This window comes from Brachymonas sp. KE5, from assembly GCF_057773645.1.
Genome location: NZ_CM173463.1, coordinates 2,551,646 through 2,568,067 on the forward strand (window position 1 = coordinate 2,551,646; position 16,422 = coordinate 2,568,067).

14 protein-coding genes are annotated in these 16,422 nt (G+C 65.7%); 11 read left to right on the top strand and 3 right to left on the bottom strand.

The window, feature by feature from the left end:
* Positions 1–157: 157 nt before the first annotated feature.
* Together gshA and ACX36O_RS12125 are read left to right on the top strand one after the other, a co-directional pair.
* Positions 158–1,456: a glutamate--cysteine ligase gene (gshA, locus tag ACX36O_RS12120; RefSeq protein ID WP_213361902.1), complete on the top strand. Its 1,299-nt coding sequence runs from the start codon at positions 158–160 to the stop codon at positions 1,454–1,456.
* Positions 1,457–1,529: 73 nt separating this feature from the next.
* Entirely contained in the window at positions 1,530–4,376 is a 2,847-nt protein-coding gene (locus tag ACX36O_RS12125; RefSeq protein WP_213361904.1) for a cation-translocating P-type ATPase, read from the top strand.
* A gap of 100 nt (positions 4,377–4,476) precedes the next feature.
* On the opposite strand, the gene fumC is transcribed toward ACX36O_RS12125, so the two are convergent.
* Positions 4,477–5,910, bottom strand: a complete 1,434-nt coding sequence (gene fumC / locus ACX36O_RS12130) for a class II fumarate hydratase (RefSeq protein WP_213361906.1) — start codon at positions 5,908–5,910, stop codon at positions 4,477–4,479.
* An 82-nt stretch (positions 5,911–5,992) separates the two neighbouring features.
* Here fumC and ACX36O_RS12135 point away from each other — a divergent pair, with 82 nt between their 5' ends.
* The 4 genes from ACX36O_RS12135 to ahpF all read left to right on the top strand — a co-directional run bounded on the left by ACX36O_RS12135 (position 5,993) and on the right by ahpF (position 9,255).
* Positions 5,993–6,289 carry a toxin-antitoxin system TumE family protein gene (locus ACX36O_RS12135; RefSeq protein WP_213361909.1) on the top strand — a complete coding sequence of 99 codons (297 nt, stop codon included), beginning with the start codon at positions 5,993–5,995 and terminating at the stop codon, positions 6,287–6,289.
* Entirely contained in the window at positions 6,286–6,660 is a 375-nt protein-coding gene (locus tag ACX36O_RS12140; protein WP_213361911.1) for an HVO_A0114 family putative DNA-binding protein, read from the top strand. The genes ACX36O_RS12135 and ACX36O_RS12140 overlap by 4 nt, the downstream gene beginning before the upstream one ends.
* Positions 6,661–6,942: 282 nt before the next feature.
* A complete protein-coding gene (ahpC, locus tag ACX36O_RS12145; protein WP_213361915.1) occupies positions 6,943–7,509 on the top strand; it encodes an alkyl hydroperoxide reductase subunit C in 567 nt (188 codons plus the stop codon).
* Between the two features lie 186 nt (positions 7,510–7,695).
* Positions 7,696–9,255, top strand: a complete 1,560-nt coding sequence (gene ahpF / locus ACX36O_RS12150) for an alkyl hydroperoxide reductase subunit F (protein WP_213361916.1) — start codon at positions 7,696–7,698, stop codon at positions 9,253–9,255.
* A 135-nt stretch (positions 9,256–9,390) separates the two neighbouring features.
* On the opposite strand, the gene ACX36O_RS12155 is transcribed toward ahpF, so the two are convergent.
* Positions 9,391–9,945 (bottom strand): adenine phosphoribosyltransferase, encoded by a 555-nt coding sequence (locus ACX36O_RS12155; RefSeq protein WP_213362761.1) that lies wholly within the window; start codon positions 9,943–9,945, stop codon positions 9,391–9,393.
* A gap of 299 nt (positions 9,946–10,244) precedes the next feature.
* Here ACX36O_RS12155 and ACX36O_RS12160 point away from each other — a divergent pair, with 299 nt between their 5' ends.
* Complete coding sequence (locus ACX36O_RS12160) at positions 10,245–11,324, top strand: L,D-transpeptidase family protein (protein WP_371686297.1); 1,080 nt, start codon at positions 10,245–10,247, stop codon at positions 11,322–11,324.
* 13 nt (positions 11,325–11,337) lie between these two features.
* Positions 11,338–12,273: a M23 family metallopeptidase gene (locus tag ACX36O_RS12165; RefSeq protein WP_250131060.1), complete on the top strand. Its 936-nt coding sequence runs from the start codon at positions 11,338–11,340 to the stop codon at positions 12,271–12,273.
* A 60-nt stretch (positions 12,274–12,333) separates the two neighbouring features.
* Here the strand turns inward: ACX36O_RS12165 and ACX36O_RS12170 are convergent, their stop codons facing one another.
* Positions 12,334–14,325, bottom strand: coding sequence for a monovalent cation:proton antiporter family protein (locus ACX36O_RS12170; RefSeq protein WP_213361920.1), 1,992 nt, complete (start codon positions 14,323–14,325; stop codon positions 12,334–12,336).
* Positions 14,326–14,508: 183 nt separating this feature from the next.
* Between ACX36O_RS12170 and ACX36O_RS12175 the strand changes: the two genes are divergently transcribed.
* The 3 genes from ACX36O_RS12175 to arsC all read left to right on the top strand — a co-directional run bounded on the left by ACX36O_RS12175 (position 14,509) and on the right by arsC (position 16,422).
* Complete coding sequence (locus tag ACX36O_RS12175) at positions 14,509–14,898, top strand: BLUF domain-containing protein (RefSeq protein WP_213361921.1); 390 nt, start codon at positions 14,509–14,511, stop codon at positions 14,896–14,898.
* A gap of 40 nt (positions 14,899–14,938) precedes the next feature.
* Positions 14,939–15,853, top strand: a complete 915-nt coding sequence (locus ACX36O_RS12180) for a LysR family transcriptional regulator (protein WP_213361922.1) — start codon at positions 14,939–14,941, stop codon at positions 15,851–15,853.
* 140 nt (positions 15,854–15,993) lie between these two features.
* Positions 15,994–16,422, top strand: a complete 429-nt coding sequence (gene arsC / locus ACX36O_RS12185; protein ID WP_213361924.1) for an arsenate reductase (glutaredoxin) — start codon at positions 15,994–15,996, stop codon at positions 16,420–16,422.

Sequence of the window (16,422 nt, forward strand, 5' to 3'; positions counted from 1 at the left end):
TTCCTTCAGCCTCCCCCTTATGGGCGGTATCTTGGATTCCGGGCCTGCCGCCCCCATCTGGCAGGCTCGCGCGCGACATGGCATCTGCCCGGACCCAACCGGCTTTCATGACACCGGTTCGCGGTAAGATGACCCTTCCCACTGAACAGGATCCCCCATGGTTCCCCACCTCGTGACTGCCCTGACCGGCCCCATCAACGAGCTAGAGCAACGCATCATCGACTCCATGCCGGCCACCGAGCGCTGGTTCCGCCTGGAGTGGATGGAGCATACCCCGCCGTTCTACTGTTCGGTGGATATCCGCAATGCCGGCTTCAAGCTGGCGCCGGTGGACACCAATCTGTACCCCGACGGCTGGAACAACCTGAGCGAGCCGATGCTGCCGCTGGCCGTGCAGGCGGCCATGGCGGCGATCGAGAAGATCTGCCCCGAAGCGCGCAACCTGCTGCTGATTCCGGAGAACCACCGCCAGAACAACACCTTCTATCTGTGCAACATCGAGCAGCTGGTGCGGATTTTCCGCATGGCTGGGCTGAACGTGCGCGTGGGCTCTATCGACCCGGACATCAAGGAGCCGACCGAGATTGCCCTGCCCAACGGCGGCAGCGTGCTGCTCGAGCCGGTGATCCGCAGCGAGCGCCGGCTGGGGCTGAAGGGCTTCGACCCCTGCACCATTCTGGTCAACAACGACCTGAGCAGCGGTGCCCCGGGCATCCTCGAAGACCTGCACGAGCAGTACCTGCTGCCGCCGCTGCACGCCGGCTGGCATGTGCGCCTGAAGAGCCGGCATTTTGCCAGCTACGAGGAAGTGACCAAGCGCTTCAGCAAGATGCTGGGCATCGACCCCTGGCTGATCAATCCCATGTACAACCAGTGCGGCGAGGTGGATTTTGCCAGCAGCACCGGGCTGGACTGCCTGCGCAACAATGCCGATGCGCTGCTGGGCCGCATCCGGCGCAAGTACAAGGAATACGGCATCCAGGAAAAGCCCTTCGTGGTGGTGAAGGCCGACAACGGCACCTCCGGCCTGGGCATCACCACGGTGCGCGACATGCACGACCTGGATGTGCTGGAAGAGCGCGTGCGCAAGACGGTGCCGCTGCGCCAGGGCGGCCAGCCGATCAGCAACGTGATCATCCAGGAAGGCATCCTGACGCACGAGCGCATCAACGATGCCGTGGCCGAGCCGGTGGTGTACATGCTGGACCGCTACGTGGTGGGCGGCTTCTACCGCGTGCATGCGCACCGCGGCATCGACGAGAACCTGAACGCGCCCGGCGCACGCTACGTGCCGCTGGCGTTCGACGACAGCAACCTGCTGCCGGAGCCGGGCAAGAAACCCGGTGCCAGCGCACCCAACCGCTTCTACATGTACGGCGTGGTGGCGCGGCTGGCGATGCTGGCGGCCAGTTACGAGCTGGAAGCCACCGATCCCATGCTCGAGGAGCTGGGCTGACATGCCGGGCTTGCGTCATGGCCTGCAAGCCGGCTGGCAGCTCCCCCGCAAAAACCAAGGAGTGCCCTGACCGATGCCGACCGACGCGCAGACGCCCGCCCCCGCCGATCCGCCCTTGCGGCAGGACGACCCGAGCCTGCTGCCTGCCGATGCCGTACTGCAGCACGCCGGCACCGACTGCGAGCGCGGTCTTGACAGCGCCGAAGCGGCGCGCCGGCTGGAGCAGGATGGCCCCAACGCACTGGCCACGGTGGCGCCGGTTCCGGGCTGGCGCAGGTTCCTGCAGCAGTTCCATGATCCGCTGATCTACCTGCTGCTCGCAGCCATCCTGATCACGCTGGGGGCCTGGGCCATCGAGGGCTACCAGGGCTGGCCGGTGGATGCGGTGGTGATTGCTGCCGTGGTGCTGGTGAATGCGCTGATCGGCTATGTGCAGGAGGCCAAGGCCGAGAACGCGGCGGCAGCGCTGGCGCGCATGACCGAGGTGACGGCAGGCGTGCTGCGCGACGGCGCTGTAACGCGCGTGCCCAGCCAGCAACTGGTGAAGGGCGACATCCTGGTGCTGGCCGAAGGCGATGCCGTGGGCGCCGACGCGCGCCTGCTGCAGGCCAATGCGCTGCGCGTGCAGGAGGCCTCGCTCACCGGGGAAAGCGAGGCGGTGCTGAAGGATGCGGCGGTGCTGCAGGCGCCGACCTCGCTGGGCGACCGGCTGAACATGGTCTACAAGGGCACGGCAGTGGCGGGCGGTACCGGTCTGGCCGTGGTCACCGCCACCGGCATGGACACCGAAATGGGTGCCATCGCCCATATGCTCGCCACCGGGAAGGAAGACGACACCCCCTTGCAGAAAGAGGTGCGCTATATCGGCCGCATGCTGGGCATAGCCGTGATCGTGATTGCCGTTGCGGTGATCGGCACGCTGTTGTGGGTGGGCCATGTGGACTCGCTGCAGGGCGTGGTGACGGCGCTGCTGTTTGGCGTTTCGCTGGCGGTGGCGGCGGTGCCCGAGGGGTTGCCCGCCATCCTCTCGCTGGTGCTGGCGCTGGGCGTGCAGCGCATGGCGGAGCACAAGGCAATCGTGAAGAAGCTGTCTTCGGTGGAGACGCTGGGCTCGGCCTCGGTGATCTGCACGGACAAGACCGGCACGCTGACCAAGTCCGAAATGACGGTGGAGCGCGTGATCAGCGCATCCGGAGAAAGCCATGTGACGGGCGTGGGCTATACGCCGGACGGACAAATACAGCATGCAGGCGCTGTGCTGGAGCAGGGGCCGTTGCATTCCGAACATCGCGCGGTGCTGACCGGCGGGTCGCTCGCCAGCAATGCCACGCTGCGTGACTGCGGCGAGGGCATCTGGGAGATCCAGGGGGATCCGACCGAAGCGGCGCTGCTGGTGGCCGAGCGCAAGCTGGGCGTGGAGGGTGCGCGCAGCGGGCGCTTCGAGCGCGTGGCCGAGATTCCGTTCGACTCCGAACGCAAGCTGATGTCGGTGATCGTGCGCGACAAGCAGCACGACCACATCCTGCTGGTGACCAAGGGCGCGCCCGATGTGCTGTTGCAGCGCTGCACGCACCAGCGCGTAGGCAACGAGGTGCAGCCGCTGGACGACGGCGCCGTGGAGCAAGCCCAGCGCGATATAGAAGCGATGTCGGGCGATGCGCTGCGCACGCTGGCGGTGGGCTACCGTGTGCTGCCGGGCGATGCCGCGGCACAGCCCTCACCCGAACTGGAGCAGGACCTGGTGCTGGCCGGCATGGTCGGTATCATCGACCCGCCGCGCCCCGAGGCGGCGCAGGCCATTGCCGAGGCGCGCGCCGCCGGCGTGCGCGTGATCATGATCACCGGCGACCATCCGCGCACCGCGCAGCGCATTGCCACCGATCTGGGCATCATCGAGGCAGGCGAGACGGTGCTGACCGGCGATGCGCTGGACGAGCTGCTGTCGCTCGGCGATGCAGCAATTGCCAAGGCGGTGCGCAGCACCTCCGTCTATGCGCGCGTGGCGCCGGAACACAAGCTGCGCATCGTGCAGGCGCTGCAGGCCGACGGCCATATCGTGGCCATGACGGGGGACGGCGTGAACGATGCGCCCGCGCTCAAGTCGGCCGATATCGGCGTGGCCATGGGCGTGACCGGCACCGAGGTGACCAAGGAAGCGGCGCGCATGATCCTGGCCGACGACAACTTCGCCACCATCGTGCAGGCGGTACGCGAGGGGCGGGGGATTTTCAGCAATATCCGCAAGTTTCTGCGCTACCTGCTGTCGTCCAACATGGGCGAGGTGCTGACGGTGTTTCTGGGCGTGGTGGGGGCCGGCGTGATCGGGCTGACGGCTGCCGATGGCCATGGCCCGGCGGGCGCGCTGGTGCTGCCGCTGCTGGCCACGCAGATCCTGTGGATCAACCTGATCACCGATTCGGCGCCGGCGCTGGCGCTGGGCATGGACCCGCCGAGCGCCAACACCATGCACCGGCCGCCGCGCAAGTTGGGCGATCGCGTGATCGATGGCGCCATGTGGTCGGGCGTGATCCAGACCGGGCTGGTGATGGCGCTGGCCACGCTGCTGACCATCGACCTGTTCCTGCCGGGCGGCCTGCTGCCCGGCGAGCACGACCTGACCACGGCGCGCACGGCCGGATTTACCGTGCTGGTGCTGGCGCAGCTGTTCAATTGCTTCAACGTGCGCTCGGAAGACACCAGCGCCTTCCGCGGGCTGGGCAGCAATCCGTGGGTGTGGGGCGCGGTGCTGCTCTCGGTGTTGCTGCAGGTGGCGGTGGTGCATGTGTCGTGGCTGAATACCGCGTTTGGCACGGCGCCGCTGACGCCGGAGCATTGGGCGCTGTGCGCGGCCATGGCGAGTACGGTGCTGTGGCATGGGGAGTTGCGCAAGCTGGTGCGCAGGGGGATGCGGAATCGGTGACCTTGCCTGCCAAAGTTGCAGCGGTCCGTCGCTGCCATGGTCAACGTGATGGACACCGCCCCTTGGTTGACCAACAGAGCAGCAAGCACCGTCGCCGCAGTTACCCCGGCGAAACGCCTCGAAGTGTCGGCCGATCCTGGTGCGGCTTTGCCATCGCCATCGGATCCATCCACGCATCGAACTGCTCCGGCGTGACCAGCCCCAGCTCCAGCGCCGCTGCCCGCAGGGTCATGCCCCGAGCCAGCGCATGCTTGGCAATGCGTGCCGCGGCGTCATAGCCGATGTGCGGGTTCAGAGCAGTCACCAGCATCAGGTTGCGCTCCAGATGCTCCCGGATGCGCGCCCGGTCCGGCTCGATGCCGGCGGCGCAGTAGCGCTCGAAGGCCAAGCTGGCATCAGCCAGCAACGCAATGCTCTCCAGCACGTTGTGCACCATCACCGGCTTGTACACATTGAGCTGGAAATTGCCCTGCGTGCCGGCGAAGGCCACCGCCGCATCGTTGCCGAATACCTGCGCGCACACCATGGTCAGCGCCTCGCACTGCGTGGGATTGACCTTGCCCGGCATGATGGACGAGCCTGGCTCGTTCTCGGGAATGCGCAACTCGCCGATGCCGCAGCGCGGGCCGCTGGCGAGCCAGCGCACGTCGTTGGCCATCTTGAACAACGCTCCTGCCAGCGTGCGCAGGCTGGCGGAGCAGTCCACCAGCGCATCGTGCGCGGACAGCGCGGCAAACTTGTTGTCGGCCGCATGGAAGGGCTGGCCGGTGATGCTCGCAATATGCGCGGCGCAGGTTTCGCCAAAGCGCGGATGCGCGTTCAAACCCGTGCCCACCGCCGTGCCGCCGATCGCCAGCGCGTGCAAGCCGCCCAGCGAACGCTCCACGCCCGCCAGCGCCTGTTCGATTTGCGCCACCCAGCTCCCGATCTCCTGTCCCAGCGTGATCGGGGTGGCGTCCTGCAGGTGCGTGCGGCCGGTCTTGACCACATCGTCAAACATTTGGGCACGCTGCTGCAGCGTCGCGTTAAGCGTGCGCACGACAGGCAGCAGGCGCTGCTGCACTTGCTCCACCACGGCGATATGCATGGCGGTGGGAAAGGTGTCGTTGGACGACTGTCCGCGGTTGACATGGTCGTTGGGATGCACCGGCGTTTTGCTGCCCAGCTCGCCTCCCAGCTGCTCGATGGCGCGATTGGCGATCACCTCGTTGGCATTCATGTTGGATTGTGTGCCGGAGCCGGTCTGGAAGACGACCAAGGGGAAATGGGCGTCGAGGGTGCCATCCATGACCTCCTGTGCGGCGGCATCAATGGCCTGGGCCAAATCGGCTGGCAGTTCGCCCAGTTCGGCATTGGCGCGCGCGGCGGCCTGCTTGAGGATGCCCAGAGCGCGCACCATCGGGCGCGTCCAGCGGAAACGGTCGGTGCCGATGGGGAAATGCTCCAGCGAGCGCTGGGTCTGGGCGCCCCAGTAGCGATCGACAGGGACTTCAACGGGACCCATGGAGTCGTGTTCGGTGCGGCTGGTTGGCACGATGACCTCCTTGTACAGTCATGTTCTACGTGGACCTCAGGCAACGTGTTGCCCGCCAGATTCAGCCATGATAATATAGATCATGGCTGATCAAAAGGTGATTGACGATGTTCATTACATCTCCCGCAAGCGTGGCAACGGCCAGTTACGCCGCGAGGTGTGGATAGACCAGCAAGGCAAAATCACCCGCTACAACCTCGCCTACATCAATCAGGCCTTGCATGCGGGAGACAATGGGCGCGTTGTGGGTTATGACAACCAGCACGGTTACCACCACCGCCATTACTTCGGCCAGGTCACGCCGGTGGAATTTGTCAGTTTCGAGGATACCGAAGAACGGTTCAAGGCCGACTGGCTGGCCTTGAGGAGTACAGCATGAGTGAAGTCACCATCAAGACAGCAGGCGAAAGCGAATTTTTCCGCCGCGGCAAACGGCTGAGCAAACTTGCCGATGCTGGTCAGCCCTTGCCTGCACAGCATGTGGTGAGCTTTGAAGACCCTGCCGACATGCTCAGCCTGCTGACGCCCGCCAAGCTGGAGCTACTGCGCAGCGTCAAGGAGGCTCCCGCCTCCATCACCATCATCGCTGCCCGGCTGCAGCGTGATCGGAGCGCCGTCAAGCGGGATGTGGACCAGTTGGAGAGCGCCGGACTGGTGATTGTGGAAACGAAGACTTTGCCGGGGCATGGGCGCATGAAAGAAGTGCGGCCCGTGGCGCGCTCGTTTCGGCTGGAGGCGTTGGTGGCTTGAATCCGCCCATCTCACTCAGATGCACTCGACACCCAGAACTTGAGCCGCCAGGAGAAGCTGCTCTTCGCAATAAACAAGCACCACCATCATAATAGTCTGTAGCTATTGAGTTGTTAGAACAATCCAAACCCCAAATCGCCCACCCTGCGTTACCATAACCCTGTGTTCGGAAACGGCAACTGCCTCTCTGTCACACACCTGCCTCCCGGCCGGTGCACCATGAAGCCGGCTGCTGCCGCTTCCGTTCCATTTCCACCTGCAATCCATCCAAGGAGATAAGCGATGTCCCTGATCAACACCACCGTGCTGCCGTTCAAAGCCCAGGCCTTCCAGGCCGGCAAGGGCTTCTTCCAGGTTTCCAACGAAGACCTGAAGGGCAAGTGGTCTCTGGTCGTGTTCTACCCGGCCGACTTCACCTTCGTGTGCCCGACCGAGCTGGAAGACCTGGCCGACAAGTACGAAGAGTTCAAGCAGCTGGGCGTGGAAGTCTATGCCGTGTCCACCGACACGCACTTCTCCCACAAGGCCTGGGCCGACACCTCCGACGCCATCAAGAAGGTCAAGTACCCGATGATCGGCGACCCGACCGGCACCATCACCCGCAACTTCGGCGTGATGATCGAGGAAGAAGGCCTGGCGCTGCGCGGTTCCTTCCTGATCAACCCCGAAGGCCAGATCAAGCTGTGCGAAATCCATGACAACGGCATCGGCCGCGACGCCGGCGAAATGCTGCGCAAGGCCAAGGCTGCCAAGTACGTGGCCGAGCACCCGGGCGAAGTCTGCCCCGCCAAGTGGAACGAAGGCGCCGAGACGCTGAAGCCCTCTCTGGACCTGGTCGGCAAGATCTAATCTGCCCCAGGATGATGGCTCGCTGCGGGCCATCCCCAGCCGCCAGACGGCGACGCAGCCCGGCTTGCTGCGCCGTCTGGCCTTTTTTTACCCGAAACGTGCCCACGAAGACTGCTTTGAACAATGTCTGACCACAAGGCCCGACATTCTTGACACCAGTTTTTTGCCCAAGGAGAGGAGAACATCATGCTCGACCAGGAACTCGCCACCCAACTGAAAGCCTATCTGGAACGCGTCACGCAGCCGTTCGAGCTGGTGGCTTCGCTGGATGACAGCCAGTCCTCCGCCGAACTGCGCGGCCTGCTGGAGCAGATCCAGGGCATGAGCGACAAGATCACGCTGCGCACCGACGGCAGCGATGCGCGCAAGCCCTCGTTCACGCTGCAACGTGTGGGCACCAGCACGCAACTGCGCTTTGCCGCCATTCCGCTCGGCCACGAATTCACCTCGCTGGTGCTGGCCCTGCTGTGGACCGGCGGCCATCCGCCCAAGGTCGAAGAAGACACGCTGCAGCAGATCCGCGCCCTGCCCGGCCAGTACGATTTCGAGTGCTACATGAGCCTGAGCTGCCACAGCTGCCCGGAGACGGTGCAGTCGCTCAGCCTGATGGCCATCCAGAACCCCAACATCAAGGTCACCATCATCGACGGCGCGCTCTACCAGAAGGAAGTGGAAGAGCGTCAGGTGATGGGCGTGCCCACGGTCTACCTCAACGGCGAGATGCTGGCCAATGGCCGCATGACAGTGGAGGAGCTGCTGGCCAAGGTGGACAGCGGCGCTGCCGCGCGCGATGCCGAAAAGCTCAATGCGAAAGAGGCCTTCGACGTGTTGGTAGTAGGCGGCGGCCCGGCCGGCGCCGCAGCCGCCATTTATGCGGCGCGCAAGGGCATCCGCACCGGCGTGGTGGCCGAGCGCTTCGGCGGCCAGGTGATGGATACACTGGCGATCGAGAACTTCATCTCCGTGAAAGCCACCGACGGCCCCAAACTCGGTGCCGCGCTGGAAGAGCACGTGAAGGACTATGACGTGGACATCATGGCGCTGCAGCGCGCCAGTGCCCTCAAGCCCGCAACCGAAGGCAGTCTGGCCGAAGTCACGCTGGAGAATGGCGCCGTGCTCAAGGCCAAATCGGTGATTCTGGCCACCGGCGCCCGCTGGCGCGAGATGAACATCCCCGGCGAAACCGAGTACAAGACCAAGGGCGTGGCCTTCTGCCCGCACTGCGACGGCCCGCTGTTCAAGGGCAAGAAGGTGGCGGTGATCGGCGGCGGCAACTCCGGCGTCGAGGCGGCCATCGACCTGGCGGGCGTGGTCGAGCACGTGACGCTGTTCGAATTCATGCCCGAACTCAAGGCCGATGCCGTGCTGCAGAAGAAGCTCTACAGCCTGCCCAACGTGACGGTGCTGAAGAACGTGCAGACCACCGAAGTGGTGGGTGATGGCCAGAAAGTGACTGCGCTGCGCTACAAGGACCGCGCCACCGAGGAAGCGCACGAGCTGGAACTGGCCGGCATCTTCGTGCAGATCGGCCTGCTGCCCAACACCGACTTCCTCAAGGGCACGATCGAACTCAACCGCATGGGCGAGATCGTGGTGGATGCCCGAGGCGCCACCAGTGTGCCGGGCGTATTTGCCGCCGGTGACTGCACCACGGTGCCGTACAAGCAGATCATCATCGCCATGGGCGAGGGTGCCAAGGCGTCGCTGAGCGCGTTCGATCACCTGATCCGCAGTACGGCGCACTGATCGCACTGCTGAATGCGGCGCGGGGCGCATCAACGCCCCGCACGTCACAAGAAAAAATGCCCCGGCCGCTGGCTACCAGCTCCGGGGCATTCTGCATGGAAAGGCAGCGCGATCAGGCGTCCGTTCCGCCCGCGCTCAGTGTCCGTTGAACTCCACCAGCGTGAACAGCTTCAGTCCCGACTCCCGCAGGCGCTGGCTGCCCCCCAGTTCGGGCAGGTCGACAATGGCCGCGCCCTCCATCACCGTGGCACCCAGCTTCTCCAGCAGGCGCTTGCCGGCCAGCATGGTGCCGCCGGTGGCGATCAGGTCGTCCACGAGCAGCACGCGGTCACCCTGCTTGACCGCGTCGGTGTGCAGTTCGACCGTGGCACTGCCATATTCCAGTTCGTAGGTTTCCTCCACCGTGGTGAAAGGCAGCTTGCCCTTCTTGCGCACCGGGATAAAGCCGACGTTGAGCTCATAAGCCACCACCGAGCCGAGGATGAAGCCACGCGCATCCAGCCCCGCCACCACATCGGGACGCATACCCGGATCCATGTAGCGGTGCACGAAGGCATCGATCAGCACACGGAATACCTTGGGGTTCTGCAGCAACGGCGTGATATCGCGGAACTGCACGCCCGGCGCCGGCCAGTTGGGTACGGTACGGATATGGCTGCGCAGATAGTCCTGCACGTTGTAGCTGCTCATTGGCATGGTCATCACTCCCCTTGTTTCGGCATGCTCGGGCCGCATGCGCACAGTGTACCGGCTCGGCACGGCCGGAGACAGCTGCGGGGCGGTTTTCCGGCCTGCTGCACGCCTGTCCACCGAATGATGGAGGTCGGCAAGCACGCAGGATGTCCTGCACAAGGGGCGATGCGCTGCCCCGGAGGTGCGGCCGGTTCCTACAGGATGTGCCGCCGGGAGGTTTGCACAATCAGGAGCATCGATGGCGCTGCTGCCCTGCGCGCGGTGCCAGTTCCGGGAACCGACAAGAAGGAGTTTTCATGCCGAATGCCACCCCCGCTTCCAGCCGCCGCCGCTTCCTGCTGCATGGAGCTGCCGTGCCCGCTACGCTGGCCGCCACCACGCTTCCCGCCTGGGCCGCCACCGCTGCAGCCAAACCGGCCACGCCACCCGCCAGTGCCGCCAGTGCAGCCGCCACCACAGGCAAGAGCGCCGATTCGCTGGCCTTCGATGCCTTCAATGCCGCCACCGATACTCCGCTGCTCAAACAGGGCAGCAAGGGGGCGGCCGTGGCGCGCGCGCAGATCCTGCTGGATCGCGCCTGGTTCTCCACCGGCGAGACCGACGGTCATTTCGGGCGCAACATGCACCGCATCGTGAGCGCTTTCCAGCAGGCACGCCGCCTGAAGGTGAGCGGCCAGATCGATGCCGAGACCTGGAAGGCGCTGCGCACGGACAGCGCGGCCCCGCTCACGCGCTACACCATTACTGCGCAGGATGCGGCCGGCCCCTTCACACGCATTCCACGCAGGATGTCGGACAAGGCCAGGCTCAAGGCGCTCAATTACCAGTCGCTCGAAGAAGCCCTTGGCGAAAAATTCCAAGCCAACCCGCGCTTCCTGGCCGCCCTCAATCCCGGCAAGGCGTTCAAGGCCGGCACCGAGATCGTGGTGCCGAATGTGCTGGACACGCCCGCACCCGCCAAGGCCGGCTCGATCCGCATCGACAAGTCGGCCTACACCCTGTTCCTCACCGGAGAGGACGGCAGCAGCATCGTGGCCGCCTTCCCGGTCACCATCGGCGGCACCAGCGATCCGCTGCCGGTCGGCACCATGGACATCCGCAACGAGGTGAAAAACCCCGACTACATGTACAACCCCAAGCTGCTCAAGAAGGCCAACCAGAACGACGAAAAGGCGCGCATCGCCCCCGGCCCCAACAGCCCGGTGGGCAACCTGTGGCTGGGCCTGAGCAAGCCGCACTGGGGCATCCACGGCACTCCGGAGCCGGGCAAGATCGGCCATACGGAAAGCAATGGCTGCGTGCGCATGACCAACTGGGACGTGGCGCGCGTGGCGCAGCTGGCCGAGCCGGGCTTCAAGGTCGTTGTACGGGCCTGAGACATAATGGGGTATGGCAGAGCAACGACCGACCTCCCCTCCGACCGACTCCGACCATGCTGCCGGCGCCCCGTCCCGGCAGCCTCCGCGCCGCAGCTGGCTGCTCGTCACGCTGCGGCGCACGCTGTTCTGGCTGATCCTGCTGGGCGTGCTGCTGTATGCGGCCCAGATGTGGTGGCTCAAGCGTGGCGGCCAGCCCGATCCGGCCGCAACGCCGGCGTCGGCAGCTTCGGCGGTCGTGATGCCGGCTTCTGCCGCTTCGTCAGCACCGCTGCCGGCGGCAACCGCCAGCGCCGCCTCCGATGCGATGGCGACTGCGGCAGTCCCGCACGCCAGCGCGGCCACCCCCGGCATGGACAGCGCAGCACCACCTGCCAGTTCCCCCGCCGCGGCCATGCCGGCCGCTTCCGCCGGCACCCCTGAGTCACCCGGCGGTGTCGACGGCGTCAACTACGTACCAGCCTCGGCAGCGGGCGCCCCGTCCGTCTCCCCGGTCACCGAGTCCGAGATCGCCGAGCTGGCTGCACGCAAGCTGCTGCTGCCGGTGGATGGCATCAGGCCGTCGCAACTGACCGACACCTACACCCAGTCACGTGGCAGCGGCCGCCTGCATGAGGCCATCGACATCATGGCACCCGCCGGCACTCCGGTGCGCGCCGTGGAGGACGGCCGCATCGTCAAGCTGTTCACGAGCGAGGCCGGCGGACTCACCCTCTACCAGTTCGATCCGTCCGGCCGCTTCGGCTACTACTATGCCCACCTGCAGGGCTATGCCGAAGGCCTGCAGGAAGGCCAGCAAGTGCGGCGTGGCGACGTGATCGGCTACGTGGGCAGCAGCGGCAACGCCAACCCGGCAGCCCCGCACCTGCACTTTGCCGCCTTCAAGCTGGGTCCGGAACGCAACTGGTGGCGCGGTGCCTACCTGAACCCCTACCGGCTCTGGCGCTGAACCCTGCCTGAACCGGCTTTGCTGACGATGTGGCATCTGCGGAGCCATTGCCGCTCCCGCTCAGTGGCTCAGTGCATCCTCCACCTCGGCCAGGTCCACCTGCTTGCCACTGAGCACCAGCGTGTCGCCCGGCTCCAGGATCAGGTCGCCGCGCGGTGACAGCGAGGTGCCGGTGGAGCGGCGCACGCTCACCAGATGCACGTTGAACCTGTCCAGCAAGGGGCGCAGGTCGTCCACGGTCTGGCCCAGGCATTGCAGCCCTTCCGGCAGCACCAGGGTTTCCAGCTTCTCGTATTCGCTGTCGTCTTCCTGCAGCTCCTCGTTCGCGCCGCGGAAGTAGCCGCGCAGCAGGCGATAGCGCTGCTCGCGCTGCTGCTGCACCGTGCGCAGTACACGCCGCATCGGGATGCCCACCAGCGCCAGCGCATGGCCGGCCAGCATCAGGCTGCCCTCGATGGCCTCGGGCACCACCTCGGTCGCGCCGGCCGCACGCAGCGCATCCAGATTGCGGTCATCCTGCGTGCGCACCACCACCGGCACCTGCGGCGCCAGCTTGCGCAGCTGGTCCAGCACATGCAGCGCCAGCGGCACATCCAGAAAGGTCAGCACCACGGCGCTGGCACGCGACAGACCCGCCGCCGTCAGCGCCTGCGCGCGCGAGGCATCGCCATACACCACCGCCTCGCCGGCCGCACTGGCCTTGCGCACACGGTCCGGGTCCAGATCCAGCGCGATATGCGGAATCGCCTCCTTGTCCAGCATGCGCGCCAGGCTCTGCCCGGTACGGCCATAGCCGCAGATGATCACATGGCCCTTCTGGCCCATGCTCTGGCGTGCGATCGAGGTCATCTGCAGCGACTCGCTCATCCATTCGCTCGCCGCCAGCCGCAGCACGATGTCCTTGCTGTACATGATGATGAAGGGCGTGGCGATCATCGACAGCACCATGCTGGCCAGGATGGCATTGAACAGCGGCGCCGGCAGCAGCTTGTTGTGCAGCGACAGGTTCAGCAGCACGAAACCGAACTCACCCGCCTGCGCCAGATACAGGCCGGTGCGCAAGGCCACGCCATTGCTGGCTCCCAGCACATAGGCCAGCCCCCACACCACAAGCAGCTTGAACAGCACCGGCACCGTGATCAGCACCAGCACCCATTCCCAGTGGCGCACGATCTCGTGCCAGTCCAGCATCATGCCGATGGTGATGAAGAACAGGCCCAGCAGCAGGTCGTGGAAGGGCTTGATGTCCGACTCCACCTGGTACTTGTAGGGCGTTTCGGAAATCAGCATGCCTGCGATGAAGGCACCCAGCGCCAGGCTGAGACCGGCCTGCTCGGTCAGCCAGGCCAGGCCCAGCGTGATCAGCAGGATGTTGAGCATGAACAGCTCGCTGCTCTTGCGCCGCGCCACGGTGAACAACCAGGGCTTCATTACGTGCTGGCCGCCGGTGAGCAGCAGCGTAATCAGCGCCACCGCCTTCAGCAGCGCAAACAGCAGTTCCATGCCCAGATCGTCGTCATTGGCGGCCAGCGCCGGAATCAGCACCAGCAGCGGCACCACGGCCAGATCCTGGAACAGCAGCACGCCCATCACGCGCTTGCCGTATTCGGTGTCGAGCTCCAGCCGCTCGGCCATCAGCTTTACCACGATGGCGGTGCTGCTCATGGCCAGCACGCCCGACAGCGCCACCGCACCCTGCCAGGACAGGCGCCACAGCTCGGGCATGATCCAGCGGATGCCCAGAATGATCAGCGTGCTCAGCAGCATGGTGGCCAGCACCTGCAACAGGCCCAGACCGAACACGTGGCGCTTCATGGTGCGCAGCTTGGGCAGGCTGAACTCCAGCCCGATCACGAACATCAGGAACACCACGCCGAACTCGGCCAGATGCTGGATGCGCTCGCTGCGCTGCACCATGCCCAGCATGTGCGGGCCGATCACCGCACCCACCGCCAGGTAGCCCAGCATGGGGGGCAGCTTGAAGCTGCGGAAGATCACCACACCGAGGACCGCCGCCAGCAGGAAGAAAAGAGTGAGTTCAAGCGACGTCATCTTGAAAGTGTACTGGCAGAGCCGGCGCAGAACCTCCGGCGCAGCAGCCTGTCCACACGGAAAACCGGCCGGCGTCGGTTATTTCCCACTCTGAGCCAGATCAAACACAGGCTGATCCCGATTGGCGTTGTCCGGGGATTTGCCGATAATGGCGCTTCCCCCAATTTTCACCCTGCCGGCACCATGCCCCTGTTTGAAATCCTCTACGTCAGCACCCTGGCGCCGGGACACACGGCATCCGTGGTGGCCCCCATCCTCAAGGTGGCGCGCGAGCGCAACCAGCAGCAGGACGTGACCGGCCTGCTGGTCTTCAACGGCGCGCGCTTCTGCCAGCAGCTCGAAGGGCCGCGCGAACAGGTGCTGGCCATCATGCGCTCGATCGAAAAGGACGAGCGTCACTGCGACATCATCATGCTGCTGCAGCGCGAGCTGCCGGAGCGCCGCTTCGCCGATTTCCGCCTGGGCTACGCCACCGTGAGCGAAGACGATCCCTTCGAGCAGTTGCAGGAGCATTCCGCAGACACCTGCATGCAGCAATTCCTGCAGATGGAGAAAGCGCTCGATCTGGGCTGAGGCGGCTCTTGGCCGGCCTGTCCCGCTATGATCGTTCATCGTGGACAAGTTCAAGCAGATCGAAACCTTCGTCTCCGTGGCCCAGCGCGGCAGCCTGACGGCAGCGGCCCAGGCCGAGGGCGTGGCACCGGCCATGATCGGCCGCCGCCTGGATGCGCTGGAGGCGCGCCTGCGCGTGAAGCTGCTAGTGCGCACCACGCGCCGCCTCTCCCTTACGCATGAGGGCACGGCCTTTCTGGAGGAAAGCATCCGCATTCTGGCCGACGTGGCCAACATGGAAGCCGCCGTCAGCGCCGGCAGCGTGCGCGCCAGCGGCCAGTTGCGCATCACCGCGCCCGCCGGCTTCGGCCGCCGCCACGTGGCACCGCTGGTGCCGCTGTTTCACGAGCTGCACCCCGATGTGCGCATCTCGCTCAACCTGAGCGACCGCGTGGTCGACCTGGCTGCCGAAGGCTTCGACTGCGGCGTGCGCGTGGGCGACCTGCCCGACTCCTCGCTGGTCAGCACGCGCCTGGCCGACAACCGCCGCCTGTGCGTGGCCACGCCCGGGTATCTGCGCCGCCACGGCACACCGCGCCACCCGCGCGAGCTGCTGGACAGCGAACGCTACCAGTGCCTGACACTCAGCAGCGAAGCCTCGCAGACACGCGGCTGGGCCTTTCTGGAAAACGACGAACTGCTCCACATCAAGCCCGGCGGCCCGCTCGACTGCAGTGACGGCCAGGTGCTGCACGCCTGGTGCCTGGGCGGACACGGCATTGCCTGGCGCAGCACCTGGGAAGTGGCCAACGACATCGCCAGCGGGCGGCTGGTTTCGCTGCTGGACGAGTTTGCCGCCCCGCCCAACGGCATCTACGCCGTCTTCGCGCAGCGCAAGCACCTGCCGCTGCGCCTGCGCCTGTGGATCGACTATCTCAAAGGCCGGTACGGCGATCCGGGATACTGGGAGCAATAAGGCGCCCGCATAAGGATGTCGGCGGGCCACTGCAGCCAAGGGCCGCTGCCGCATCCGGTCTTGCACTCCTGCCCACGCGGCTTGGCCCGCTCCATGCCACAATCCCGCGCATCCCAACCGAGATTTTCCGGAGCCCCCGCATGAGCACCACCATCTACCACAATCCCAAGTGCGGCACTTCGCGCAACGTGCTGGGCCTGATCCGCAATGCCGGCATCGAGCCCACCGTGATCGAATACCTCAAGACCCCGCCGGATCATGCCGCCCTGCGCGCCCTGCTGCAGCAACTGCAACTGCCCGCGCGCGCCATCCTGCGCGAAAAGGGCACGCCCTATGCCGAACTCGATCTGGGCAACCCGAAGTGGAGCGAGGAAGAACTGATCGACTTCATCGTGCAGCACCCGATCCTGCTGCAGCGCCCGGTCGTCGTCACGCCCAAGGGTGCCGCCCTGTGCCGCCCCTCGGAGAAAGTGCTGGAGATTCTGGACCAGCCCCAGCGCGGCGCCTTCAGCAAGGAAGACGGCGAGCCGGTGGTGGATGCCGGCGGCCAGCTGGTGAAAAAGGGCTGA